Below are 25,197 nucleotides of genomic sequence, written 5' to 3' on the forward strand. Positions count from 1 at the left end.
TGTGTCGATTGGCTTGTGGCTATGCGCCTGGTATTTCGTCGGGCTTGCAGACCCGTTCACTGATGGGCAGTGACGGGAAACAACTTATCGACAGGTGGCCAAGCGCACAAGCCGGCGGATTCTGGCGTAGTTGTAGGCAATGACGCAAGGCAACGTAGCCTCGCTCGGGTGTCCTACATAGCCCGATAAACAGAACCCGAGCCGAACACTATTTTTGACGAGACGAATTACCCGTGGCGAGGGAGCTTGCTCCCGCTGGGCTGCGCAGCGGCCCCAGAACCAGCCGCCTCAAAACACCTGACCCACCGATGCGCTTGCCATTGGGGCTGCTACGCCCGAGGCGTCGGACCGGCCCAGCGGGAGCAAGCTCCCTCGCCACGGTGGTGCTTGGCTTTAGATCGGCTCCACCCGCCAACCCCCACCCAACGCCTTGTACAACGCCACGCTCGCCTGCACCCGCGCCAACCGCAGTTGCACGTTCATGTCCTGTGCCGCGTACAACGTGCGTTGTGTTTCGAGCACGGTGAGCAGGTCTTCGGCGCCGGCCTGGTAGCGGCTCTGGGCGATGTCGAAGGCGGTCTGGGCCTGGTGCAGTTCTTCGGTCTGCCATTGCCGTTGCTGATCCAATCCGTTGATGCTGTTCAAGGCTTTTTCGACGTCGGCGAAGCCGTTCACGATCGCTGCGCGATAGGTTTCCAGCAATTCTTCTTGCCGGGCGCTGGCCCTGTCCCGTTCGGCCCGCAGGCGGCCGTTGTTGAAGATCGGTGCGGTCAGGCCGGCACCGAGGTTGTAGACGTTGTTGCGCAGCAATTGGTCGGCGATGTCGGCGCCGGTGGCCAAGCTCAGGCCCAGGGTGACCGAGGGCAGCATGGCGGCGCGGGCCACGGTGATATCGGCCTGGGCGGCGGCGAGGCGTGCTTCGGCTGCGGCGATGTCGGGGCGGCGGCGCAGCAGCTCGCTGGGCACGCCGGCGTCGATGGCGGGCCAGTGCAAGCGGTCGAACTGTTCGTTGTCGAGCTGGAGCGACTGCACCGGTCGGCCCAATAAGGCCGCGAGGGTGATCAACGCCTCCCGTGCCTGCTGCTGCACTTGCGGCACGCGGCGTTGTTGGGTCGCCACCAGGCTTTTTTGCTGGGACAGCTCCAGGGCCGTGGCGCTGCCGGCGTCGTAGCGGGTTTGCACCAGCTTCAAGACGTTTTGTGCGTTGGTCAGGTTCAGTTCGGCGATGCGCTGTTGTTCGCGCAGCGATAAAGCTTGGGTGTAACTGTTGGCGACGCCGCTGAGCAAGGTCAGCTCCACCGTCGCCCGGTCGAACTGGCTGGCCGACAGCGAGCTCTGCGCGCTGTCCCGGGCCGCCCGCTTGCCGCCCCAGAAATCCAGCTCATAGCTGGCGCTGAGGTTGGCGTCGTAGTAATCGATGGTGCGGTTGTCCCGGTCGACGTCCAGTTGGCTGTAGCCTTTGCCGCGCAACAATTCCTGGCGATTGCCGTTGAGTCCGGCCGTGACCGCGGGCAGCAACGGCGCGCCGGCGATCACCGCGCTGGCCTGGGCCTGGCGCACCCGGGCCATGGCCGCGGCCAAGTCGAAGCTGCCCAAGCGTGCCTGTTCGATCAATTGATCGAGTTGCGGACTGCCGAAATGCGTCCACCATTGCTGGTTATCCGCTCGGCTGCCAGCGGTGTCGAGGTTCTGCCAGGCCTGGGGCGGCTGGATTCCGCTGTCCGGTGCCGACGCAGGAGTGGCGCAGGCCGCCAGCAACAGGCTGGCGGCCAGAAGGGGCAGGTGCGCTTTCATAGAGAAGGATTCATTCACTGGTGAGGGCCGCGACCGGGTCGAGGCGAGCCGCCTTGCGGGCGGGCATGAAACCGAAGACGACGCCAGTGATCAGCGCGCAACCGAAGGCGCCGAACACCGCCAGCCATTCGAAGGCCACGGCGATCTTGCCCAGCAGCAATGCGCCGCCCACCAGCAAGGCCAGGCCGATGCCGGCCAGTCCACCGACCACGGAGAGCATCACCGCTTCAGTCAGGAACTGGCGCAGAATGTCGCGCTGGCGGGCGCCGGTGGCCATGCGGATGCCGATCTCCCGAGTCCGTTCGCGCACCGTCATGAGCATGATGTTCATCACGCCGATGCCGCCCACCAGCAATGAAATCGCCGCAATGGCCCCGAGCATCAGCGACAGCGTGCCTTGGGTGCGGGCCTCGGCCTGGATCATCGCGGCGTTGTTGGTCAGCTCGAAATCCTGCTTGCCGTCATGCAGTCGCAACAGGGTGCGGGAAACGGCGTCCTCGGCTTCCTTGACCTTGCCTGCGTCCCGCGCCGCGATCACTACGTATTCAGGATGGCGGGTGCCGAACAAGCGCACGCTGGCGGCGGAATAGGGCACCGCGATGCGATTGTCGGCGTCCGAGTCGCCGGAGCTGGCGCCTTTTTCGGCCAGCACGCCGACGACCTGGAATGGTACGTTTTCGATCAGGATGTAGCGGCCGATGGGATCGACGACATCCTTGAGCAACTTCTGCCGGACCTTGTAGCCGATCACGGCTACCGCTGCTGCGCTGCGTTCGTCGGTCTCGCTGAAGTAACTGCCCTGGGCCACCGGCCAATTGAAAATGGTCGGGAAGTTGGTGTCGTTGCCGCCCACATAGCTGGTGTGGTCGAGGTTGCCAAAACGCACATTGGCGTTGTTGCCGTTGACCGGCATGATGCGCTGCACTTCCGGCAGGGCGGCGAGGGCGGCAATGTCGTGTTCGCTGATGATGCCCTTGGTGGCGCGCGGATTGGGTGCCGTGCCGTTGAGGTAGATAATGTTCGAGCCGAAGGCGCCCATCTGGGCCATGACCTGGCGCTTGCTGCCTTCGCCCACGGCCAGCATCACCACCACCGAGGCCACGCCGATGACGATGCCGAGCAAGGTCAGGGCGGTGCGAAAGCGGTTGATCCACATCACTCGCCACGCCGCTTGTACCGCGTCGAGCAGCTCACCTTTCCAGGCACCGTTGTGCTCGCTGCCGGCGCTCAGGCGCTGGCGCAGGTCCACCGCTTGCAATGCGTTCGGATTGGCTTGTGGGACGCTCGGCGAAGCGGTGGCACTGTCGCTGATGATCAGCCCATCGCGGATTTCGATGATGCGTTTGGCCCGTGCGGCCACCTCGCGATCGTGGGTGATCAGGATCACCACATGACCCTGGCTCGCCAGTTCGTCGAGTAGCGCCATGACCTCGATCCCGCTCTGGCTGTCGAGCGCGCCGGTGGGTTCGTCGGCGAGGATGATGTGCCCGCCGTTCATCAAGGCCCGGGCAATCGATACCCGCTGTTGCTGCCCGCCGGACAGCTGGTGGGGACGGTTGCCGGTGCGGCTCGCCAACCCGAGGCGTTCGAGCAGGGCGCTGGCCCGGGCGTGGCGCTCGGCGGCCGAAGTGCCGGCGTAGATGGCCGGCATCTCGACGTTTTCCTGGGCGCTGCCGGAAGGGATCAGGTGGTAGCCCTGGAACACGAAGCCAAACGCTTCGCGCCGCAGCCAGGCGAGTTCGTCGCTGCCCAGGCCGGCGACGTCTTCGCCGGCGAAACGATACTCGCCACTGGTGGGACGGTCGAGGCAGCCGAGGATATTCATCAGCGTCGATTTACCGGAGCCGGACGCCCCGACAATCGCCAGGAACTCCCCCGCCTGGATCGACAAGTCGATGCCACGCAAGACTTCCACCCGTGGGCTGTCGCCGCCGCCGTAGGCCTTGCGAATGTCCCGCAGTTCGATGAGGGGCGTATCCATTTCAGCCCCCGTTGCCGCTGGCCGGTCCGATCAGCACCCGGTCGCCTTCGTTCAGGCCGTCGAGAATCTGCGTGCGCAGGCGGTCGCTGACGCCGGTGCGAACGGTGCGCGGCTGGACGTCGCCGTTGTCGGCCTGCACCCGTACCTGATCGGCGTCCCGCAACGCGGCGATGGGCACGGTCAGCACGTCCTTGGCTTGGGCGGCGACGAAAAATACCTGGGCGGTCATGTCGGTCATCAGCGCGCGGTCGGCGTTATCGACGTCCAGCAACACCGTGTAGAGCACCACCCGCTCGCTGCCGCTGCGGCCACCGGTAGGGCCGCCGCCCTGGCTGGCTTCCAGCGGGCGTGGCGGCACCGGGAGGATCTGCCGCACGGTGCTGCTCCAGCGCCGGCTGCCACCGGCCAATGTCGTGAAGTAGGCGGTCATGCCCGGCTTGACGTGGCCGATGTCGGCTTCCGAGACTTCGGCCCAGACCGTCATCGGCGACAGCCGCGCAATGCGCAGGATCAGCGGGGTTTGCTGCTGGGCGTTGAGGGTCTGGCCTTCCCGGGCACCGATGGCGACGACGGTGCCGCTCATCGGCGCATAAATGCGCGTGTAGCCCAACTCGGCCTCGTCGCTGCGCAAACTGGCCTGGGCCTGGCGGATCTGCGCTTGGAACATATCGATGCGCGCCTGGGTCGCCCGCACTTCGGCCTGGGCGGTCTGCACATCTTCTTCGCGAGTGGCGCCGCCGGCCTTGAGTTGCTGTTGGCGACGGAATTTCTGCTGTGCCAGGTCGTGTTGAGCGCGCTGTTCCTGGAGCTGGGCCTTGAGGTTTTCGATAGAAAAGCGCCCGGCGTCGAGCCTGGCTTTTTGCGTGGACGGGTCGATTTCTACCAATAGCTGGCCTTCGTGGACCTCGTCACCGGCTTCGACATGGATCTTCTGGATCTGCCCCGAGGCCTGGGCGCCTACGTCCACATAACGCCGTGGTTGCAGGGTGCCAAGGGCGGTGACGCTGTTTTCGATATCGCCACGGGTGACGGGGGCGGTGGCAAGGGGAGCACGATTTGGTATGACCGCTTGCCAAGCGGCGAAGGCCACGGCTGGCAGCAGGGCGAAGGTCAGGAGCCAGGCGGGTCGGGTGAGGCGGGGACGGTTCATGCAGGGTTCCGGCCAGTGATATCGGGCCCGTCGCAGGAGCAGCAGGGACGGGGGGCTGTTCTGGTAGACGAGCGTTACGGGCGGGAATTTAGCGGGTACCAATTGAACGACACTAACCCCGTGGCGAGGGAGCTTGCTCCCGCTGGGCCGCGAAGCGGCCCCAAAACTGAGCCCCAGTTTTAAAGATGTCGCCTGCCTTGGGTCTGCTGCGCAGGCCAGCGGGAGCAAGCTCCCTCGCCACAAAAGCAAATACCTGGGCTAATGGGAATAAACGAAGCCGCCTTGATACAAACCAAAGCTTTAAATCTATATGAGAATTACTATAAATTACGCGATTGAATATGCCACTATCGTGCCATGCCTTTTTCCGGCATGCCGGTTGGCACAGGGATAGTTGTCGCAGACATTGCGCACGGGAGTCATGTTGGAAAACTACTATCGCGAACTGGTGTGTTTCCTGAACGCCAGGCTAGGCAACCGCCAGGCGGCCGAGGATGTGGTGCATGACGCCTACGTGCGGGTACTGGAGCGCGCCAGTGATACGCCCATCGAGCAACCCCGGGCGTTCCTTTATCGCACCGCATTGAACCTGGTGATCGACGGCCATCGGCGCAATACACTGCGCCAGGTCGAATCGCTCGACGTATTGGACAGCGAGGAGCGCTTCTTCACCCCGTCGCCCCATACCAGCCTCGACCACGGCCAGCGCCTGGGCATGCTGCAACGGGCCTTGGCCGAGTTGCCACCGCTGTGTCGCGAGAGCTTCCTGCTGCGCAAGCTCGAAGGCTTGTCCCATGCGCAGATCGCCGAGCGCCTTGGCATTTCCCGGGCGTTGGTGGAGAAGCACATCGTCAACGCCATGAAGCATTGTCGCGTGCGCGTGCGGCAGTGGGACGCGCCTTGATTCACCTTCACTGATCGCGCAGCGGTAAATTTCCCTACACCGTCCTCGTTCCTCTCAACAGACGACTTGACGGCCTTACGCGGGCCGGGCGAGTCACCCAGGCTTTCGCGCCCTGTTGAGGGGCTTCTCCAGAGGACACTGGACATGACTCAGGCAATTGCTGCGCCCAACGTTCACGACTTGATCGGCATCGGCTTCGGCCCCTCGAACCTGGCGCTGGCCATTGCGCTTCAGGAGCGCGGCCCGGTCCAGGGCGAGCTGGATGTGCTGTTCCTCGACAAACAGGCCGACTATCGCTGGCATGGCAACACCCTGGTGACCCAGAGCGAGCTGCAGATTTCGTTCCTCAAGGACCTGGTGACCCTGCGCAATCCCACCAGTCCCTATTCGTTCGTCAATTACCTCAAGCACCATGGCCGCCTGGTTGATTTCATCAACCTGGGAACCTTCTACCCGTGCCGCATGGAGTACAACGATTACCTGCGTTGGGTCGCGGCGCAGTTTGCCGGGCAAAGCCGCTACGGCGAAGAAGTGCTGCGCATCGAACCGGTGCTGCACAACCAGCAAGTCGAAGCGCTGCGGGTGATTTCCCGTAGCGGGCAGGGTGAGGAATTCGTACGCATCACCCGTTCGGTGGTGGTCAGCGCCGGTGGCACGCCACGTATTCCCGAAGCGTTCAAAGGCTTCAAGAATGACGCCCGGGTCTTCCACCATTCTCAATACCTGGAGCGCATGGCGACCCAACGGTGCGTCAGCGGCCAGCCAATGAGCATCGCCATTATCGGCGGCGGGCAAAGCGCCGCGGAGGCCTTCATTGACCTCAACGACAGCTTCCCATCGGTACAGGTCGACATGATCCTGCGCGGCTCGGCCCTCAAGCCGGCGGACGACAGCCCGTTCGTCAACGAAGTGTTCTCCCCGGAATTCACCGACCTGGTGTTCCAGCAACCCCACAGCGAGCGCGAGCGCTTGGTCAACGAGTACCACAACACCAATTATTCGGTGGTGGACATTGACCTGATCGAACGCATCTACGGAATTTTCTATCGGCAGAAAGTTTCGGGCGTGGCGCGCCACGCGTTCCGCACCCTCACTACGGTGAAGAAAGCCACCGCCACTGACGCCGGCGTGGAACTGGCGGTGCGCAACAACGCCACCGGTGAACTGACGGTGCGCCGCTATGACGCGGTGGTGCTCGCCACCGGTTACGAGCGGCAGATGCACCGTACGTTGCTGGAGCCGCTGGCACCGTACCTGGGAGATTTCGAGGTGGATCGCAACTACAAGTTGATCACCGACGAGCGCTGCAAGGCCGCGATCTACATGCAGGGTTTCTGCCAGGCCAGCCATGGCCTGAGCGACACCTTGTTGTCGATCCTGCCGGTGCGCGCCGATGAAATCGCCGGCTCTCTCTATGAACACGGCAACCTTCGCGGACAGGGGCATTCGGTGGGCGAGCTGAAGCTAGCCACCGCGTAGGGCTCGGCAACGAAATAGTCCCAATTCCACACTCGCCGGGAAATTCCTCAGAAACTTCCTACACTCTCAACGTGCCTCCTGGTTTCGGCTGGCGGGTACGTTGACGGTTCGCTGTTCCCTCGCTTTGGCAGTTCGAACCTATCAGCCGGGCGCTAGCCTGTAGCGCTCCGGGCCGATTTCGCCAAGCGAAACCCTGATCCAATGATGCTGTTTCTGCGCACAGGCCTGGCGGCGATTTGGCTGGGCTTAGCATGTGTGGCGCCGCAGGTGGGTGCCGAACCCGAGTCGCTGGACGTGCTCGGGCGTTCCGCCGTGAGCGACTATTCCGTGTCCCTGGACGAGGCCGATCGGCGCTGGCTGCGGCAAAAGGGCAGGTTGCTGCTGGGTGCCTCGGCGCCGGATTATCCGCCGTTCAGTATCACCGCAAATGGCCGGGATTATGAGGGATTGACCGCCGATTACGCCGAGTTGCTGGGGCAGTTGCTGCATGTCGAGATCCAAGTGCGGCGCTACGCGTCACGGGACGCATCGCTCCAGGCGTTGCGCGACGGGGAGATCGATCTGCTCGGCACCGCCAACGGCTTCGAGGCCAGCGATCCCGCGCTAGTCATGTCCCAAGCCTACGCCGATGACCTGCCCACCCTGGTGGCCCGCGTCGACGACAGCGAGGATGTGCCCTCGGACTTGGCGGGCAAGCGGGTAGCGATGCTTTATCACTACTTGCCACCGGACCAGGTCGAGGCGTTCTATCCCGACGCCACTTTGCAGTTGTTCCCCTCGACCTTGAGCGCCATTGGCGCCGTAGCGTTTGGCCAGGCCGATGTTTACCTGGGAGACTCGATCAGCGCCCATTACCTGATCAGCAAGAACTACCTGAACAACGTCCAGTTGGTGGATTTTTCTCGCATGGAAGTGCAACCCTTCGCCTTCGCGGTCAGTCGCGACAATGCGCGGCTGTTGCGCATCGTCAATGCCGCCCTGCAAGCCATTCCCGTTGGCGAGCGCATGGGTATCCTGCGGCGCTGGAGCGCCGGCGGGGCGAGCGTGGCGGGCCAGCCAGCGGTGCATTTCAGTGTCAATGAACAGCGCTGGCTCGATGCACATCCGCGGATCAAGGTGGCGGTCAGCGAACATTTCCTGCCGCTGACTTTTTTTGACGAGCAGGGCCATCTGCGCGGTATCGGTGCCGATGTGCTGGCCAGGATCAGCCTGCGTACCGGCCTGAAATTCGACATCCAGCGTGGCGACTCGGTGGACGCACTGATCGGCCTGATCACCAGCGGCAAGGCCGACGTGCTGGCGACCGCCATACCCAGCGCCGAGCTCGAGGATGAGTTGCGTTTTACCCGACCGTACCTGACGAACCCGTTCGTGCTGGTGGTGCCCATCAAGGCCAGGGACGCGTTGACGGTGGATCGGATGGCTGGCAAGCGACTGGCGTTGGTGCGAGGCAACGTACTGCGTGAGTACCTGCTGGAGCAGTTTCCCGGCGTGCAACTGGTATCGGCGCAAAACGCGGCCGACGCCATGGGCATGGTCGCTGCGGGCAGGGCGGATGGCGCGATCAATTCGTTGATCAGCGCCCGCTATATGATTTCTCGCCAGTATCGCGACTCGCTGCAAGTCACCAGCACCGTGGGCACCGTGCCGGCGCGCGTTGCCCTGGCAACGAACCGGGACGCGCCGCAGCTGTATTCAATCCTGGACAAGGCGCTACTGAGCATTTCCCCCGAGGAAATGGATGAGCTGACCAATCGTTGGCGCAGTGAGGTGGTGATCGACGACAGCTACTGGCTGCGCAACCGCGCCACCATCGTCCAAGGGTTTGCCATCGCCGCGCTGCTGTTGTCGTTGACGTTGGGCTGGGTCGTCTACCTGCGGCGGCTGCTGGAGCAGTTGCGCGTGGCCAAGGCCAGCGCCGACGATGCCAACCGGGCCAAGACCACGTTCCTGGCGATCATGAGCCATGAAATCCGCACGCCGATGAATGCCGTGATCGGCATGTTGGAACTGGCGTTGAAAAAAGCCGACCAGGGCGTCATGGACCGGCCCGCGCTCGAAGTTGCGTCGAGTGCTGCCCAAGGCTTGTTGGATTTGATCGGCGACATTCTCGACATCGCGCGCATCGAATCGGGACGGCTGTCGCTGGTGCCCGAGCGGGCCAACCTGCGGGCCCTGACCGAGTCGGTAGCGAGAATGTTCGAAGGCCTGGCCCGGCAGAAACAGCTGCGTCTGCAACTGGACCTGGATGCGGCAAGCAGCCATGACGTGTCGATTGACCCGCTGCGCTTCAAGCAGATTGTCTCGAACGTCCTGAGCAATGCCATCAAGTTCACCGGCCAAGGCTGCGTGCGCCTGAGCTTGAGAACCGAACTGACGCGTGACGGCAAGGGTCTGGACATTCGCCTGCGAGTCGAAGACACCGGCGTCGGAATATCCGCCCAGGACCAGCGACGCCTGTTCAGCCCGTTCACTCAAGTTGGCGACAATACCGAAGCTGCTCGCGGCGGTTCCGGATTGGGGTTGGTCATCAGTCGCACCTTGTGTGAAATGATGGGAGGCAGCCTGCGGCTCAGTAGCGTGCCGGGGCAGGGCACTCAGGTCGAGATCCTGCTGGAGCTGCCGCTGCTCGAAGCCGTGGCCCAAGCGCCAGCGGTCAAGGACGAGACGCTGGCGCCGGCCCAGGTGCTCACCGTCCTGGTGGTTGATGACTACCCGGCCAACCGCTTGTTGTTGTCCCAGCAGATGAATTACCTGGGCCACGTTGCGCATGAAGCTGAAGACGGCGCCGAGGGTTTGCGTGTATGGCGCGCCGGGCACTTCGATGTGGTCATCACTGACTGCAACATGCCGCTGATGAGCGGCTACGAACTGGCGCGCGCCATTCGCAACGAGGAGCGGGTCCAAGGCTTGTCGCCAACGAAAATCCTCGGGTTCACGGCCAATGCCCAGCCCGAGGAAAAAGACCGTTGTCTTGCGGCGGGCATGGATGATTGCCTGTTCAAACCCATCAGCCTCAAGCAACTGGATGCCTGCCTGGTATCGATCACTGGCGGTTGCGCCGTGGAGCCGGCCACCGCTGACGACTTCGATTTGGCCAGCCTGGAACAACTGACGGGCGGCGACAGGATTTCACTCGGAAAGTTGTTGCAGGAGCTGATCGATAGCAATGCGTTGGACAAGGCTCGGTTGCAGCCATTGTTTTCGCGTCACGACTTGCCCGGGTTGTCTGATCTGGCGCATCGGATCAAGGGCGGGGCCCGGCTTATCCAGGCACAGCGCCTGATCGCGGCATGCGATGCACTGGAAAACGCCTGTCGGGCGGGCGAGAACTCGTCACTCGCCGACGCGGTGGACCTATTGCGCCAGGCGATGGAACGCCTGGCCGAACGGCTGGAGATTCACATGGCGAGCGCACGCTTTGTCACCGGGGCGCGAAGCGGTGCGATTGATCCTTCGGGCAACCAGGACTGATCGATGGCGCCCAGAGCCGCAGGTCGTTTGGCGATTTTTCCGCCTGTTTTTGGGATTCGTCCTACAGCGTCTCTAAAAACCTTCCTCTAGCCTGACGCGACTTAACGTTCCCGAGCCGGTTCGTACCTGTCGCGTCGCCATTGGAATGCCTGCCATGCCAAATAAAGCATTACGTATCATGATTGCCGACCCATTGCATTTTCATCGAATGCAGCTGGAACGCCTTTTCAATCACCTGGGCTATTTCCGCATCGCGCCAGTGAGTGACGTGCACGAATTCCTGACGTTGGTGGACTATGGCTGCGAGCCGTTCGACCTGGTTGTCGTCAACGCCATTTTGGCAGAGGGCGCACTGGACCTGCCTGGGTTCTGCCTCGATAACCTGCAAGTCCGCCATGGCCTGATCTATAACGCTCAGGAAGCTGCGCTGGGAACATTGCCCGCCGGTCGCCGAGCCTGTTTGCAGATGATGACCGCACAGTTACCCGATGCTGTTTCGCTGCGGCACCTGATGAAGGCCGTCGATCCCGAGGCCAGCGAGTCGGCCCAACCCTGGGGAGGTGCCGTCAGACAGGGGCGCGGCGGCTGATGCGCGCCGTTGGTCGGCACTGTCAGATCTGACAGGTGGCGCTACCAATCACCTGTGTAACAGTCCGGTGCAGTCATGGCGTCGGCGCCGTTTGCATTGACTCCGGGGAGCTGTATTGAAAAAAGTACTGATTGTCGATGACCACCCTGTCATCCGAGGGGCACTGCGGCTTGTCTGCCAGAACGAAGGATTCGCTGTTACGGATGTCAGCGGCGCGACCGAGGCCAGGACGCGCATCAAGGACAACGTTCCGGAGCTGGTGATCCTGGACCTGGTGATGAACGGTTTCGATGGCCTGGACTTGCTGGTCTGGATCACTGGCGAATACCCGGCGTGCGCCGTGCTGGTGTTCACCTCCCAGGATGCCCAGCATTTCTGTAATCGCTGTATCTCGGCCGGGGCCAGGGGGTTCGTGACCAAGAAAAGCGATCTGAAAGAGCTGATCAAAGCCATTCACGCCATGAAGTCCGGCTATTCCTATTTCCCCCAGATGCCCGTCAGGCTGGATTTCCAACAACAATCCGAGCAGCAGGCGCTGGAGAGGCTGTCCACGCGCGAGCTTTCCATTTTACGGATGCTGGCGATGGGCATGCGAGGCAAGGACATCGCCGAGGCGTTGTTCCTGAGCCCCAAGACAGTCAGCACCTACAAGACCCGCCTGTTGGAAAAACTTGGGTTGAATTCCCTGGTTGGCCTGTCGGAGTTTGCCAAGCGCAACCAGCTTTGAAAATCACTGTTCTGTGAATAGAACGCTAAGACCGATTTTTGCAGTCTGGTGCACTAACGGCCTGGGTTTTAAGCTGTGTCCATCGAATCGCATTACCTGATTTGGAGACGCAGCTTGAAACAGATCATTGGCCTCTACACCAGTCCAAGGCCGCATTGGGTCGGCGACGGCTTCCCGGTTCGCACGCTATTTTCCTACGATAACCTGGGCAAGCACATCAGCCCATTTCTGCTGCTGGACCATGCGCCCCCCACCGAGTTTGCGCCCACCCGTGAACGTCGTGGCGTCGGCCAGCACCCGCATCGCGGTTTCGAGACCGTGACCATCGTCTACCAGGGCGAGCTGGAACACCGGGACTCCACCGGCAGCGGCGGCAAGATAGGCCCCGGGGATGTGCAGTGGATGACCGCCGCCTCTGGGATCATTCATGAAGAGTTCCACTCCGAAGCTTTTGCCCGGCAGGGTGGTTTCATGGAAATGGTCCAGTTGTGGGTCAACCTGCCAGCCAAGGACAAAATGGCGCCGGCCGGCTACCAGACCCTGCTCAAGGCAGACATCCCGAACATCGCCCTGGAGGACGCCGCCGGCAGCCTGCGCCTGATTGCTGGTACGTTCGAGGGCCATCAAGGCCCGGCGAAGACCTTCACGCCCATCGACGTCTGGGATATTCGCCTGAATGCCGGCAAGGACCTGACGCTCGACCTGCATGAAGGGCACAGCACCGCGCTGGTCGTGCTGCGTGGCTCGGTCCAGGCCAATGGCCGCGAGCGGGTGGAGGCGGGGCAATTGGCCCTGTTCGAGCGCGCCGGTGATCAATTGAACCTGCACGCCGACACCGACGCGGTATTGCTGTTGCTCAGCGGCGAACCGATCGATGAACCCATCGTTGGCCATGGTCCTTTCGTGATGAACAGCGAACAGGAAATCCACCAAGCCTTCGAGGATTTCCATTCCGGGCGCTTCGGGGGTATGGACGGCTGAGGCGGAGCGCGCTCCTACAAGGTTTTTTCGGCGATCTCTACAGCCGGCTGATTCTGTGCCAATCTTCTCGCCAATGACCTTCTGGAGCTGTCCCCTGATGCTGTCCCTGATCACCGATCACCCGCTGCTCAGTGCCCTGGCGTTGCTTATGCTCGACTTGCTGTTGTGGCGGCTGGTCAGTGTTGATCGGACCTATTGGAAAATCGGCGGGCGGTTGGCGATTTTTTCGTTGTTCAGCATGTTGCTGTTCAGCGAAGGGCTCAATCCCATGGAACCCGCGCAGTGGGTCGACGATGTGCCGCGGCACTTGGCCGCGACCGGTTTGCAGATTGCCTGGTGGTTGTTCGCCGCGCGGACCCTGACGGTCATGATCGGCGCGGTCATGATGCAACGGGTCGGCCATACCGGGCGATTGCTGCAGGATCTGCTCGGCGCCGTGATCTTCCTGGTCGCTGTCATCGCGGCGCTGGCCTATGTGCTGGATCTGCCGGTCAAGGGCGTGCTGGCGACGTCCGGTGCGATGGCGATCATCGTCGGCCTGGCCTTGCAGAGCACGCTCAGCGACGTGTTCTCCGGGATCGTGCTCAACACCACCAAGCCCTATCAAGTCGATGACTGGATTTCCATCGATGGCACCGAAGGGCGGGTCACCGACATCGATTGGCGGGCGACACGGTTGCAGACTTCCCAGGGCAGTATGGCGGTGATTCCCAATTCACTCGCGGCGAAGGCCAAGATCGTCAACTTCAGCCGGCCCAGCGATATGCATGGTTTGTCCGTGAGCCTGCAGGTCAGTCCTCACGCGCGTCCGCAAAAGGTCATCGACGCGCTGGAGCGGGCAATGATCGGCTGCCGCGCGCTGCTCGCCAGCCCGGCGCCTTGCGTGACGCTGAAAAACACGGGAAGCGCTGGCGCGGAATACGAGATCAGCGGGTTCGTGGCTTCAATGGGGCAGAAGCGCGAAGTACGCAATCAATTGTTCGACTTGGCGTTCCGGCATTTGCAGGCGTCGGGCGTCAGCCTGTTGTCCACTGGCGAAAGCACCGCCGTCACCGGCGTCTCGCGACCTCGGGCACTGCTGGAAAGCTCGAGTATTTTTTCGACGTTGCGTCCGGATGAAAAGGACGTTTTCAGCCAGAACATGACCTTGCAGACTTTCCGCGCCGGCGATGTGATCCTGGCCGCTGGGGAGGTCAGCGACCATCTGTTCATCATTGAGTCCGGGGTGGTCAGCGTCAGCCTCCTGCGTAACGGCCAGCCACTCGAGGGCGGGCGCATGGGGCCGGGAGAGGTGATCGGCGAAGCCGGGATCATCGCCGAGCAAGCGGCGCTGGCAAATTTTACCGCCAAGACTTTCTGCACGCTGTACCGCATCGAGAACAGCTATCTCAAGCCTTGTCTCGAGGCCCGTCGAGACATCGGCGACGCGATGAAAAACCTGCTGGACGTGCGCATGCACTTGGCCCAGAACCTGACCCGCGACGTGCCCAAGCCGATCGCCAAGAAGCGTTTCTTGCAGTGGCTGCGCAGCCGGGCCTGAAGCACACCTCGAAGTCCCCACGGTCCCCTTGTGGCGAGGGAGCTTGCTCCCGCTGGGTGGCGAAGCCGCCCCAAAATGCCTGACACCACTTTCCAGGCGGACCGCGTCGGCTGGGTTACGACTGCTTCGCAGCCGAGCGGGAGCAAGCTCCCTCGCCACAAGAGCCTCCAGGTCTCCTTACAGGTAAACCTCTACGCGTGCCCCATTGGCCACCCAAACTTCCCAACAATTGGCTATTTGTACCGCACTACCGCACCGCTAACGTAGCGCTACACCCAATTGTTGCCCAGGAGTTCAAGATGCAACCACGTATCGATTTCTACGCCGCTTCCCCTGATGCCTACAAAGCCATGCTGGCCCTGGAAACCGCGGTCTCGAAACTGGGCCTGGAAAAGTCCCTGCTCGAACTGGTCAGGCTGCGTTCCTCGCAAATCAATGGCTGTGCGTTCTGCATCGACATGCACACCGCCGACGCGCGCGAGAGCGGCGAGACCGAACGTCGGCTGTATGCCGTGACGGCCTGGCGCGAGGCGCCATTCTTTACCGGCCGCGAACGCGCCGCCCTGGCCTGGACCGAAGCCCTGACCCGATTGAGCGAGACCCATGCTCCCGACGCCGACTACGCATTGCTGAGCGAGCACTTCACGCCTAAGGAAATGGTCGACCTGAGCGTGGCAATCAACGCCATCAATGGCTGGAACCGGCTAGCGGTGGGCTTCCGGAAAATGCCCGAGGCCTGAGGCGCCGATTGCGCACTGGAAAATAGCGGGAGCGCTTCGCAGCGCTCCCTTTTTTATTCATCGCCGCTGCGTTTGGCCAGGGCATTGGCCAGTCATCCCGCGCCGGGAACTTCGCCCGTTGGATCTTCTTCTACCTACAACAGGCGGCGTCAGCCGTCTTTTGCAAAGGAGTCGATCATGCAAGTTCAAGTCAACAGCAACCATATCGAAGGCAGTGCCCGATTGCAGGAGTGGGTCGGCAGCACGGTGGTGGACGCGCTGCAGCGTTTCGAAGATCAACTGGCCCGCGTCGAAATCCACGTCAGCGACGAGAACGCCCAGAAGGGCGGCGCCGCGGACAAACGCTGCCAGATCGAGGCGCGCCTGCAAGGCGTTGCGGCCATCTCCGTCAGCCACAAGGCCGATAGCCTGGAGCTGGCGGTGGAGGGCGCCGCCGAGAAAATGCTGCATGCGCTCGATCATCAGATCGGCAAACTCAACCCTGCCGTCGAATCCATGGGGCGCGTGACTGCCCCTTTGGATGAAGCTCCGCCGGAAATGGTAGACGCCATGTTGGAGGAGGATTTCCTCGAAAACCAAGAGGCTCGTGGCAAAGAATAAGGAGACAATCATGACCGCTCATCAACCCTTCAGCCGGCAAGTGCTGGCCGAGCTCCTGGCGTTCGACGAACAGCCGAGCCTTTCGTTGTATATGCCCACACACCGCACATTCCCGGAGCGCAGCCAGGACCCGATTCGCTACAAGAACCTGGTGCGCGAACTGCAAAGCCAACTGGAAAACCAGCACCCCGGCCTCGATTGCACACCGTTGCTCGAGCCTTTTCATGCGCTGGTAGACGACCAGGATTTCTGGAACTCCAATCGCGACGGCATCGCGGTGTTCGGCGCCCGTGACTATTTCAAAGTCATTGCTGTGAACCAGCGTTTGCCGCAATGCGCCTTCGCCAATAGCCATCCTTACCTCAAGCCGCTGCTGCGGCTGGTCCAGTCAACCGAGCGATATCAAGTGCTGTGCCTGACCCGTAATGAGGTCTGGTTGTACGAGGGCTCTTGCGAGCAGCTGGAAAAAGTCGAGTTGGCCGAACAGGTTCCGCGTAACCAGAACGAGGCCTTGGGCGACGACTTGACCTCGGGAGACCAGCAAGGCTTTCCCAACGGTTTCAGCCGCAGCAGCGAGCGCGGCGATCCGATGATGCATGAGTCCGCCGGCGGCGGTAAGCAAGATGAAATCAACCTGGACCGCGAGCGCTTTTTCCGTGCTGTGGACAAAGCCATCCTGCAATACCATTCACAACCTTCGGGGCTGCCGATGATTGTCGTGGCCCTGCCGGAAAACCAGGCGGTTTTCCGTGCCGTCAGCCATAACCCGAACGTGCTGGCGCAGGGCATCGAAGGGGATCCTTCGCGGTTGGGCCTGGAAGAGTTGCGGGTCCAGTGCTCGAAACTCATGGCCCACAGCCACGCCGACCGGGTGATCGACAGCTTGAATCGTTACGGCGTCGCGGTGGGGCAGGGACGGGCGTTGGACAGCCTGGCCAACATCGCCAAGGCCGCTTGGGAAAGTCGTGTCGCGTTGCTGCTGGTAGAGGCCGAACGGCAGGTCCCCGGTCAGCTCGATCCGGACAAGGGCAGGCTCATCATCGACGAAACCGGCGACGAACAAGCCCCGGATGTGCTGGATGAACTGATCCTGGCCGTGACCCGGCAAGGCGGTGAAGTGATCGTCGTACCACCCGAGCATGTCATGCCGACCGATAGCGGAGCGGCGGCGGTGTGTCGGTTCTGACCCGAGATCGATTGTGGTAGCGAGCTTGGTCGCGGTAGCGGACTGGCAGTCGCCATCGCGAGCAAGCTCCCACTGGTTGATGCTCGGTTCCAAGCTTCGGACGACAGGTGCCGTAATAGGTTTGCTTCATATTAATAGGAAGCATTACTATTCACGCCCCGTTCCCACAGCGCGCCGCGATGATCCCCAAGCTGCCTCGCAGACCCGGCTTTTTCGAACACTACGAAGAGTTGATCGGCACCTGGACCCGTCGCCTGCGCAATCGCCAACAGGCCGAGGACCTGGCCCACGACACCTTTGTGCGGGTGCTCGAGTCCGATTCGGCGCAAGTTGAACAGCCACGCGCTTATCTGCACCAGACAGCGCGCAACATTGCAGTGGATGGTTATCGGCGTGAAGATCGACGGGGCGCCCTGGAGGAAGTGGCGTTCGACACCTGTCATTCGCTTGCCGGCGACCCGGAGCACTACATGCATGCGATCCAACTGGCCGACTCCATCGAGCGGGCACTCGCCGAGCTGCCGGCCAACTGCCGCACGGTGTTTATCTGGCAGAAGATCGAAGGCCTGACCCAGGCGGAAATCGCCGAACGCCTGGGCCTGTCAAAAAACATGGTGGAAAAGTATATGATCCGCACCCTGCGCCATCTGCGTGATCGCCTGGACGGGCCCGATCAATGACCGGTCGTCATCTTCCACCTGAGCCACAGGACCTTCCATGATGGATAGCCGTGAATGCGCCTGCGGGCAGAGCAGGGTTCGCGACGAGGCGGCACTATGGTTCGTGCGCCTGCAAAGCCCCGTCATGGGTGTCGACGAGCGTGAGCGTTTCGAAGCCTGGCTGGGCGAACACCCCAACCACCGTGACGAGATTCAACTGCTGCAAGGAATCTGGAGTGCAACGGACTTGCTGCCCAGGGAGCGCTTGCAAGCGTTGTGCGAGCCGCCCGCCGAACGCCCGAGGCGCCGGCCGCTGCTGCGCTATGCGGTGGCCGCCGGGTTGCTCGTGGTCGCGGTCGGGCTGGGGCTGTTCAGCGGCTTGGGCGCTTCAGGTGACTACAGCGGTGAATTTGCCACGGCCTTGGGTGAGCGCCGGCATGTCGCGTTGCCGGACGGCTCGCTGATCGACCTCAACAGCCGTAGCCATGTGCGCATTTTGTTCGAGCATCGCGTGCGACGGGTGGAACTGGTCGAGGGAGAAGCACTGTTCAGTGTCGAGCATGATACCGCGCGTCCGTTTACGGTCGATGCGGGCAACGGCCAGGTGACGGTGACCGGTACGCGCTTCGATGTGCGCCGCGATGCCGACAGCACTCGGGTCGCCGTTGAAGAGGGCAGCGTCAAGGTCCGGGGTCGCGACGCCCCGGCGTCCGGGTTCGTCAGCCTCACGGCGGGCCTGGGCACGCGGATCGATGCCCAGGGCAAAGTTGCCGCACCTTACGCAGTCAATGCTGATGAACTCACCGCGTGGCGCAACGGCAAGCTGGTGTTCAATAACGCCCCACTGAGTGAAGTGGCCGAGGAAGTCTCCCGTTATCGCGCCAAGCCCCTCAGGGTCGCAAACGCTGCCGTGGGCAACTTGCGTCTGACCAGCGTGTTTCGCTCGGACAACCCCGAGGCGCTGCTCAAGGCCTTGCCGAACGTCCTGCCGGTGGCCGTGCGCACGCTGGATGACGGCAGTCAGGAAATAACTGCGAAATAAATTCAGGTTTTTTTCGAGTTCTTCGTCTTCTTGTCCAACTGCAACTGGTTAGCATTAACAGACGCGTATTCTTGCGATTCGACAGGACAAGGTTCGACGTGAAAACTTCCCCCAAAAACAACAACCGCACCCCCGCCCGCTGGCTGCCGCTAGCCCTTGCCCTGGCCGTCAGTGCCGGCTTGTCCCAGGCCTATGCCGATCAGGCCACCACGGCCATCCATATCCAGGCGCAACCGTTGGGCCAAGCGCTGAGCCAACTCGGCCAGCAGACGTCTTTGCAGGTTTTTTTCAGCCCGGAACTGGTGAGCGGCAAACAAGCCCCGGCGGTAGAAGGCAACCTGTCCCCAGAGGCTGCCTTGCGTCAGTTGTTGCAGGGCAGCGGCCTGCAATACCAGGTCGATGAAGGCTCAGTGACCGTCCTGCCGGCACCATCGGCATCCGCCGCCGGCCCGTTGGAGCTGGGAACCACCGACATTCAAGTGGTCGGCGACTGGCTCGGCGACGCCAACGCCGAAGTCGTGCAGAACCACGCCGGTGCACGGACAGTGATCCGCCGTGAAGCGATGGTGGAGCAGGGCGCCATGAACGTGGGCGACGTGTTGCGCCGCGTGCCCGGTGTGCAGGTGCAGGAGGCCAACGGCACCGGTGGCAGTGACATTTCCCTGAACGTTGGCGTGCGCGGGCTCACCTCGCGTCTGTCGCCGCGCTCCACGGTGCTGATCGACGGCGTACCGGCGGCATTCGCGCCCTATGGCCAGCCGCAGCTGTCCATGGCGCCGATTTCTTCGGGCAACCTGGACAGCATCGACGTGGTCCGTGGCGCCGGTTCCGTGCGCTACGGGCCGCAAAACGTCGGCGGGGTGATCAACTTCGTGACCCGCGCCATCCCCGAAAAAGCCACCGGTGAGATCGGCAGCACCCTGGAAACGTCCCAGCGCGGCGGTTGGAAGCACATCGACACGGCGTTTCTCGGCGGCACCGCTGACAACGGCATGGGCGTGGCGCTCCTCTATTCGGGCGTCAACGGCAACGGTTATCGCCGCAGCAACAATGACAACGACATCGACGACGTGATTCTCAAGACTCATTGGGCGCCAACCGATGTCGATGACTTCTCGCTGAACTTCCACTATTACGATGCCAAGGCCGACATGCCCGGTGGCTTGACCCAGGCCCAATACGACGCGGACCCGTACCAGTCCGACCGCGACTGGGACAACTTCAGCGGCCGGCGCAAGGATGTGTCGTTCAAGTGGATCCGCGAGATCAGCGAGCGCACCCAGGCCGAAGTGCTGACCTACTACTCCGACAGCTACCGCGGCAGCACCATCGCCTCTCGGGACCAGCGCAACCTGGTGTCGTACCCGCGCACCTATTACACCTTCGGGATCGAGCCTCGGGTGTCCCATGTGTTCGACCTGGGGCCGACCACCCAGGAAGCCAGCGTCGGTTATCGCTACCTCAAGGAAGGCATGCACGAAGAGGCCAGTCGCCTGGCATTACGCAACAACGAACCCGTGGTGCGTCCGGGGTCCGACGGCCACGTGTATCAGGATCGCACCGGCGGCACCGAAGCTCACGCGGTGTACATCGATGACAAGATCGACGTCGGCAAATGGACTATTACTCCAGGCATTCGCTTCGAAAGCATCAGCACCGAATGGCACGACCGCCCGGTGCTCGACACCGCCGGCCGTCCTGTGCAGGAAAAACGCCGCAGCATCGACAGCAACGAGCCGCTGCCGGCCTTGAGCGTGATGTATCACCTGTCCGATGCCTGGAAAGTGTTCGCCAACTACGAGACCTCGTTCGGCAGCCTGCAGTACTTCCAACTGGGCCAGGGCGGCGATGGCAACAACACCGCCAACGGCCTGAGCCCGGAAAAGGCCAAGACCTATGAAATCGGCACGCGTTACAACGATGACGTGTGGGGCGCAGAGGTGACGCTGTTCTACATCGATTTTGACGATGAGTTGCAGTACATCAGCAACGATGTCGGCTGGACGAACATGGGCGCCACCAAGCATCAGGGCCTGGAAGCTTCGGTGCATTACGACATGGCCGCGCTGGATCCACGCCTCGACGGCCTGACCGCCAGTGCCGGTTTCACCTACACCCGCGCGACCTATGAAGGCGAAATCCCCAGCTTCAAGGGCCGTGACCTGCCGTTCTATTCACGCCAGGTAGCCACCGTGGGCCTGCGCTATGAGGTCAACCGCTGGACCTACAACCTCGACGGCTTCGCCCAATCCAAGCAGCGCTCACCGGGCAACAGCGTGAATCCCGACGGCAGTTTCAGCGACAACTACATCACCGACGGCAGCGCCGATGGGCAGTACGGCGACATGCCGGGCTACATGCTCTGGAACGTACGGGCCGGCTATGACTTCGGCGAGCAGCTGTCGAACCTGAAAGTCGGTGCTGGGGTGAAAAACCTGTTCGACCACCAGTACTACACCCGCTCCAGTGACAACAACTCGGGCATCTACGTCGGCGCGCCGCGTACGTTCTTCGTGCAGGCGAGCGTGGGTTTTTGATGAAAACCCAGGGTTGACACGTACCCTTGTGGCGAGGGAGCTTGCTCCCGCTGGGTTGAAGCAGCCCCAAAACCTGTTGGACGGGGATCTTCAGGTATTGCGCGTCCGCCGGTTTACGACTGCTTCGCAGCCGAGCGGGAGCAAGCTCCCTCGCCACGGGTGAATCTACAAGGCTTCAGACCTTCAACACCTTCCCACTGGCCGCCACCGCTACCAGCGACATCGCAATCAAACCGAACGCGATGCTCAGGCTGCTGCCATGGGCAACGAACCCGATCAACGCCGGGCCGGCGAGGATGCCGGCGTAGCCGATGGTGGTGATGGCCGGCACCGCGATGGCTTCCGGCATCAGGGTCTGTTTGCCGACGGCGGTGTAGAGCACCGGCACGATGTTCGAGCACCCGGCGCCGACCAGCGCATAGCCGAGCAGCGCCGCTTGCCACATTGGGGCAAGAGTCGCCATGAAAAAGCCCGCTGCGGCGATCGAGCCGCCGTAGATGATCACGCGCCTGGCACCCAGGCGATGCACCACCGAATCGCCCGTCAACCGGCCGACGGTCATGGTCAGCGCAAACGCGGCATAACCCAGCCCGGCGTAGGCGGTATCCACCGCGCGCTCGGTGGTCAGGAACACCGCGCTCCAGTCCAGTACCGCACCTTCGGCCAGGAACACGATAAAGCACAGGATACCGATAAACAGCACCACGCCATGGGGAATGGCAAACGCCGGCCCCGAGCTTTCACTGCCGTAGGGCAACAGGTGCGGCGCAGCCTTGAACAACGCCACCAGCAACACCGCGTTGATCACCAACGTCGCCGCCAGCGGCGACAGCCCCAGGCCGAGCAGGGCGCTCACGCCCGCCGCGCCGATGATTCCGCCGAGGCTGAACATGCCGTGGAAGCCCGACATCATGGTCTTGCCACTGGCCCGCTCGACGATCACCGCCTGCAGGTTCACGGTCGAGTCCACGGTGCCGAGCCCGGCGCCGAACAGGAACAGTGCCGCCACCAGCCAGGGTAGCGAGGTCATCGTCGCCAGCAGCGGCAAGGCCAGGCAGATCAGGATCGTGCCGCCACTGAGCACCCGACGGCAGCCGAACCGCGTCGCCAGCGCGCCGGAAATCGGCATCGCCAGGATCGACCCGACTCCAAGGCACAGCAGCAGCAACCCGAGGGTGCCTTCATCCAGATTCGCCCGCGCCTTGGCGTAAGGCACCAACGGCGCCCAGGCGGCGATGCCGATACCTGCGATGAGATAGGCGATGCGGGTGGACATCTGTTCCAGGCGTCCGGGAACAAAAGTGGGAGGGGGTGTAATTGCAGTCATGAAACGTCCTTGGCTTTCGTGCGGTGCGGTGATGCAGGTGGGGGCCTATGCTTGCATATCCACTGACCTCGCTGCGACCCCAAGGTGCCGACGCGATGTTCGCACCCACCACAAGCTTTGCCCCTGTGGGCCCAGCCGGCATAAAGTGGCGATTCTTTCGTTGGTTGGCCGGATCAGGTGCATGACACGATTTTATGATGCGCGTGGCAATATTTATGGCGTGGTTTCACCGCAGCAGGTCCGTGCCCATGGCATTGACTTGCCGCTGTCTGCCCCCCAGGCCGCACAAACGCGCGAAGCCTGGAGCACCGCCGCCGTGCAGGCCTTCTGCGGTTGGGCACCGGGAAAGGCGTCGCCGGATGCCAAGGCACATCGCAGTGACGGTTTATTGATCGGCCCGTTCCAGGACGAGCCGCCCTTTGATCTGCTGATCGTCAATACCGACGGCACACTGGCCGAGCGCAGTGGCAATGGGCTGACGATTTTCTCCCTGTCGCTGCAAGAACGAGGATTGCTGCCGGAGGATGATGACTGCCTGCTACAGGTTCATCACGACAAACACGACGCTGGCTCACCCCTGCAAACATCGGTTCGCGCCGCTGAATTCGAAGGTGCCAAAGGCTTTTGGCTGGACTTGGGCGCACCGTCGTTCGGTCCCTTGGCCGTCGATGCCGAAGGCACGGAAAGCGTGACGTTCAACCAGTGCGACGTGAGTCGCCTGCCACCGCTCCATGCATTGAAGCTGGCCTGGTGCTACAGCCAGTTCGTGCGCATCGGCAATCCTCATTGCGTGACCCTGGTGAATGACGCGGCCGCGCTGCCGAGCCTTGCGCAGATGCGCGCCGAGCCGCTGTCGCAAAACCTGACTCGTATTGCCTATGCGGCGCCCGGCGGGACGGGGATGCCTTGTTTGGCGGGGGTGAACCTGCAGTGGGCATCGCCCACGGCCGAGGGACGGATCGACGCTCGGGTGTTCGAGCGGGGCGAAGGTCCCACCGCGTCGTCTGGCACCAGCGCCAGCGCCGTGGCCAGTGCTGCGTGGCGGGTGGGCTGGGTGAAGGCCGGGCCGGTGCGCGTCGTGATGCCCGGCGGCACTGCGCCGATCCTGCTGGAGGAACAGGCGGGTGAGTTGGTCCGGGTCAGCCTGTTCGGCACGGCGCGGCTTCTGCCATAGCGTATCAGGGCGCCGATGACCTTTTTCACTGGCAGGCTCCGCCCGCCGATTTTACCCTTCAGCCCAACTGCGGCCCAAATTCCACCACCGGCATCTGCCGTTTCATCAGCACTTCGCCGTTGCGGATCGAGTAGATCGGTAGGCCTTGGCTGCGGATCACTTCGTAGTCGCTGTCAGCCGAGAGGATCAGCAGGTTCGCCGGGCGTCCGGGTTCCAGCCCGTAGCGTTCGCCCAGGGCCATGGCCTTGGCGCTGTTGTCAGTGACCAGGTCTAGCGCGCTTTGCAGGTTGCGGTAGCCGAGCATATGACAGATATGCAGGCCGGCTTCGAGCACTCGCAGGATATTGCCGTTGCCCAGTGGATACCACGGATCGACGATGGAGTCCTGGCCGAAGCACACGTTCATCCCGGCTTCGAGCAGCTCATTGACGCGGGTGACACCGCGGCGTTTGGGGAAGTTGTCGAAGCGCCCTTGCAGGTGAATGCTTTCGGTGGGGCAGGATACGAAGCTGATGCCCGAATGTCCCAGCAGGCGGAACAGTTTGGCGCAGTAGGCATTGTCGTAGGAACCCATGGCCGTGGTGTGGCTGGCGGTCACCCTGGCGCCCATGTCGCGGATGCGGGCTTCTTCGGCGAGCACTTCCAGGAAGCGCGAATGCGGGTCGTCGGTTTCGTCGCAATGCACATCCACCAGGCAGCCGGTGCGCTCGGCCAGGTCCATCAGGAACTTCACCGAGCTGACGCCCTGGTCGCGGGTGTATTCGAAATGCGGAATGCCGCCCACCACGTCGGCGCCCATGCGGATGGCTTCTTCCATCAGCTCGCGGCCGTTGCGGTAGGACTCGATGCCTTCCTGGGGGAAAGCAACGATCTGCATGTCGACCAGATGACGGCTTTCCTCGCGCACTTCCAGCATCGCCTTGAGCGCGGTGAGCGCCGGATCGGTCACGTCGACATGGGTACGCACATGCTGGATGCCATGGGCGGCGAGGGCCTGCAGGGTTTTCTTGGCGCGGGTCTTGGTGTCTTCCTCGGTGATGGTGGCCTTGCGTTCGCCCCAGCACTCGATGCCCTCGAACAGCGTGCCGCTCATGTTCCAGCGCGGCTCACCGGCGGTGAGGGTGGCGTCCAGGTGGATGTGCGGCTCGACGAAGGGCGGCACCACCAGGTTGCCGCCGGCGTCGAGGTCGTCGGGCCCCAGGGTGGGGGCCTCGGTCTGGCGGGCGATGTTGGCGATCAGGCCGTTTTCCAGGTGCAGTTCATGCAAGCCTTCGCGGTTGCGCAGGCGGGCGTTGATGATGTGCATCGGACAT

19 protein-coding genes are annotated in these 25,197 nt (G+C 62.6%); 14 read left to right on the forward strand and 5 right to left on the reverse strand.

The annotated features are described in order from the left end of the window. Window positions 1–393 precede the first annotated feature (393 nt). From HU806_RS23255 to HU806_RS23265, 3 genes are read right to left on the reverse strand one after another with little or no spacing between them, the layout of a single operon-like run. A complete protein-coding gene (locus HU806_RS23255; protein ID WP_186614785.1) occupies window positions 394–1,794 on the reverse strand; it encodes an efflux transporter outer membrane subunit in 1,401 nt (466 codons plus the stop codon). 10 nt (window positions 1,795–1,804) lie between these two features. Beyond that, window positions 1,805–3,775, reverse strand: a complete 1,971-nt coding sequence (locus tag HU806_RS23260) for a MacB family efflux pump subunit (RefSeq protein WP_186614788.1) — start codon at window positions 3,773–3,775, stop codon at window positions 1,805–1,807. Window position 3,776: 1 nt separating this feature from the next. After that, the gene (locus tag HU806_RS23265; RefSeq protein WP_186614790.1) at window positions 3,777–4,925 is read right to left on the reverse strand and encodes an efflux RND transporter periplasmic adaptor subunit; all 1,149 of its coding nucleotides are present in this window, start codon (window positions 4,923–4,925) and stop codon (window positions 3,777–3,779) included. Window positions 4,926–5,346: 421 nt separating this feature from the next. Here HU806_RS23265 and HU806_RS23270 point away from each other — a divergent pair, with 421 nt between their 5' ends. The 13 genes from HU806_RS23270 to HU806_RS23330 all read left to right on the forward strand — a co-directional run bounded on the left by HU806_RS23270 (window position 5,347) and on the right by HU806_RS23330 (window position 21,383). Further along, window positions 5,347–5,829, forward strand: coding sequence for a sigma-70 family RNA polymerase sigma factor (locus tag HU806_RS23270; RefSeq protein WP_186614792.1), 483 nt, complete (start codon window positions 5,347–5,349; stop codon window positions 5,827–5,829). Window positions 5,830–5,973: 144 nt separating this feature from the next. Beyond that, entirely contained in the window at window positions 5,974–7,308 is a 1,335-nt protein-coding gene (locus HU806_RS23275) for a lysine N(6)-hydroxylase/L-ornithine N(5)-oxygenase family protein (RefSeq protein WP_186614794.1), read from the forward strand. 201 nt (window positions 7,309–7,509) lie between these two features. Continuing rightward, complete coding sequence (locus HU806_RS23280) at window positions 7,510–10,782, forward strand: transporter substrate-binding domain-containing protein (RefSeq protein WP_186614797.1); 3,273 nt, start codon at window positions 7,510–7,512, stop codon at window positions 10,780–10,782. Between the two features lie 154 nt (window positions 10,783–10,936). Next, the gene (locus HU806_RS23285) at window positions 10,937–11,371 is read left to right on the forward strand and encodes a response regulator (RefSeq protein ID WP_186614799.1); all 435 of its coding nucleotides are present in this window, start codon (window positions 10,937–10,939) and stop codon (window positions 11,369–11,371) included. A gap of 115 nt (window positions 11,372–11,486) precedes the next feature. Continuing rightward, on the forward strand, window positions 11,487–12,098 hold the full coding sequence (locus tag HU806_RS23290; protein ID WP_186614802.1) for a response regulator transcription factor: 612 nt from the start codon (window positions 11,487–11,489) through the stop codon (window positions 12,096–12,098). A gap of 114 nt (window positions 12,099–12,212) precedes the next feature. Beyond that, window positions 12,213–13,079, forward strand: coding sequence for a pirin family protein (locus HU806_RS23295; protein WP_186614804.1), 867 nt, complete (start codon window positions 12,213–12,215; stop codon window positions 13,077–13,079). Window positions 13,080–13,176: 97 nt separating this feature from the next. Next, complete coding sequence (locus HU806_RS23300; protein WP_186614806.1) at window positions 13,177–14,619, forward strand: mechanosensitive ion channel family protein; 1,443 nt, start codon at window positions 13,177–13,179, stop codon at window positions 14,617–14,619. A gap of 299 nt (window positions 14,620–14,918) precedes the next feature. Next, window positions 14,919–15,359, forward strand: coding sequence for a carboxymuconolactone decarboxylase family protein (locus HU806_RS23305; protein WP_186614809.1), 441 nt, complete (start codon window positions 14,919–14,921; stop codon window positions 15,357–15,359). A 177-nt stretch (window positions 15,360–15,536) separates the two neighbouring features. Beyond that, entirely contained in the window at window positions 15,537–15,959 is a 423-nt protein-coding gene (locus HU806_RS23310) for an HPF/RaiA family ribosome-associated protein (RefSeq protein ID WP_186614812.1), read from the forward strand. A gap of 10 nt (window positions 15,960–15,969) precedes the next feature. Further along, window positions 15,970–17,145: a baeRF3 domain-containing protein gene (locus HU806_RS23315; protein WP_186614815.1), complete on the forward strand. Its 1,176-nt coding sequence runs from the start codon at window positions 15,970–15,972 to the stop codon at window positions 17,143–17,145. A gap of 179 nt (window positions 17,146–17,324) precedes the next feature. Then, entirely contained in the window at window positions 17,325–17,825 is a 501-nt protein-coding gene (locus tag HU806_RS23320) for a sigma-70 family RNA polymerase sigma factor (RefSeq protein WP_186614818.1), read from the forward strand. A 37-nt stretch (window positions 17,826–17,862) separates the two neighbouring features. Then, window positions 17,863–18,846, forward strand: coding sequence for a FecR family protein (locus tag HU806_RS23325; protein WP_186614819.1), 984 nt, complete (start codon window positions 17,863–17,865; stop codon window positions 18,844–18,846). A gap of 98 nt (window positions 18,847–18,944) precedes the next feature. Next, window positions 18,945–21,383, forward strand: a complete 2,439-nt coding sequence (locus HU806_RS23330) for a TonB-dependent siderophore receptor (RefSeq protein WP_186614822.1) — start codon at window positions 18,945–18,947, stop codon at window positions 21,381–21,383. Window positions 21,384–21,558: 175 nt separating this feature from the next. Here HU806_RS23330 and HU806_RS23335 read toward each other — a convergent pair whose 3' ends face one another. Beyond that, the gene (locus HU806_RS23335; RefSeq protein WP_186614825.1) at window positions 21,559–22,710 is read right to left on the reverse strand and encodes an MFS transporter; all 1,152 of its coding nucleotides are present in this window, start codon (window positions 22,708–22,710) and stop codon (window positions 21,559–21,561) included. 181 nt (window positions 22,711–22,891) lie between these two features. On the opposite strand from HU806_RS23335, the gene HU806_RS23340 reads away from it, so the two are divergent. Further along, window positions 22,892–23,884 (forward strand): diaminopimelate epimerase, encoded by a 993-nt coding sequence (locus HU806_RS23340; RefSeq protein ID WP_186614828.1) that lies wholly within the window; start codon window positions 22,892–22,894, stop codon window positions 23,882–23,884. Between the two features lie 58 nt (window positions 23,885–23,942). Here the strand turns inward: HU806_RS23340 and HU806_RS23345 are convergent, their stop codons facing one another. Next, window positions 23,943–25,190 carry a cytosine deaminase gene (locus tag HU806_RS23345; RefSeq protein ID WP_186614831.1) on the reverse strand — a complete coding sequence of 416 codons (1,248 nt, stop codon included), beginning with the start codon at window positions 25,188–25,190 and terminating at the stop codon, window positions 23,943–23,945. Between the last annotated feature and the right edge of the window lie 7 nt (window positions 25,191–25,197).

It is taken from the genome of Pseudomonas sp. SWRI154 (assembly GCF_014268645.1).
GTDB classification, from domain to species: domain Bacteria; phylum Pseudomonadota; class Gammaproteobacteria; order Pseudomonadales; family Pseudomonadaceae; genus Aquipseudomonas; species Aquipseudomonas marvdashtae.

Excerpts from the sequence above, each read along its gene's own strand:
- HU806_RS23275 (WP_186614794.1), top strand. The coding sequence starts at position 5,974 with ATGACTCAGGCAATTGCTGCGCCCAACGTTCACGACTTGATCGGCATC.
- HU806_RS23335 (WP_186614825.1), bottom strand. The coding sequence starts at position 22,710 with ATGACTGCAATTACACCCCCTCCCACTTTTGTTCCCGGACGCCTGGAA.
- HU806_RS23345 (WP_186614831.1), bottom strand. The coding sequence starts at position 25,190 with ATGCACATCATCAACGCCCGCCTGCGCAACCGCGAAGGCTTGCATGAA.
- HU806_RS23280 (WP_186614797.1), top strand. The coding sequence starts at position 7,510 with ATGATGCTGTTTCTGCGCACAGGCCTGGCGGCGATTTGGCTGGGCTTA.
- HU806_RS23320 (WP_186614818.1), top strand. The coding sequence starts at position 17,325 with ATGATCCCCAAGCTGCCTCGCAGACCCGGCTTTTTCGAACACTACGAA.
- HU806_RS23305 (WP_186614809.1), top strand. The coding sequence starts at position 14,919 with ATGCAACCACGTATCGATTTCTACGCCGCTTCCCCTGATGCCTACAAA.
- HU806_RS23255 (WP_186614785.1), bottom strand. The coding sequence starts at position 1,794 with ATGAAAGCGCACCTGCCCCTTCTGGCCGCCAGCCTGTTGCTGGCGGCC.
- HU806_RS23285 (WP_186614799.1), top strand. The coding sequence starts at position 10,937 with ATGCCAAATAAAGCATTACGTATCATGATTGCCGACCCATTGCATTTT.
- HU806_RS23300 (WP_186614806.1), top strand. The coding sequence starts at position 13,177 with ATGCTGTCCCTGATCACCGATCACCCGCTGCTCAGTGCCCTGGCGTTG.
- HU806_RS23310 (WP_186614812.1), top strand. The coding sequence starts at position 15,537 with ATGCAAGTTCAAGTCAACAGCAACCATATCGAAGGCAGTGCCCGATTG.
- HU806_RS23265 (WP_186614790.1), bottom strand. The coding sequence starts at position 4,925 with ATGAACCGTCCCCGCCTCACCCGACCCGCCTGGCTCCTGACCTTCGCC.
- HU806_RS23315 (WP_186614815.1), top strand. The coding sequence starts at position 15,970 with ATGACCGCTCATCAACCCTTCAGCCGGCAAGTGCTGGCCGAGCTCCTG.
- HU806_RS23340 (WP_186614828.1), top strand. The coding sequence starts at position 22,892 with ATGACACGATTTTATGATGCGCGTGGCAATATTTATGGCGTGGTTTCA.
- HU806_RS23270 (WP_186614792.1), top strand. The coding sequence starts at position 5,347 with ATGTTGGAAAACTACTATCGCGAACTGGTGTGTTTCCTGAACGCCAGG.
- HU806_RS23325 (WP_186614819.1), top strand. The coding sequence starts at position 17,863 with ATGATGGATAGCCGTGAATGCGCCTGCGGGCAGAGCAGGGTTCGCGAC.
- HU806_RS23260 (WP_186614788.1), bottom strand. The coding sequence starts at position 3,775 with ATGGATACGCCCCTCATCGAACTGCGGGACATTCGCAAGGCCTACGGC.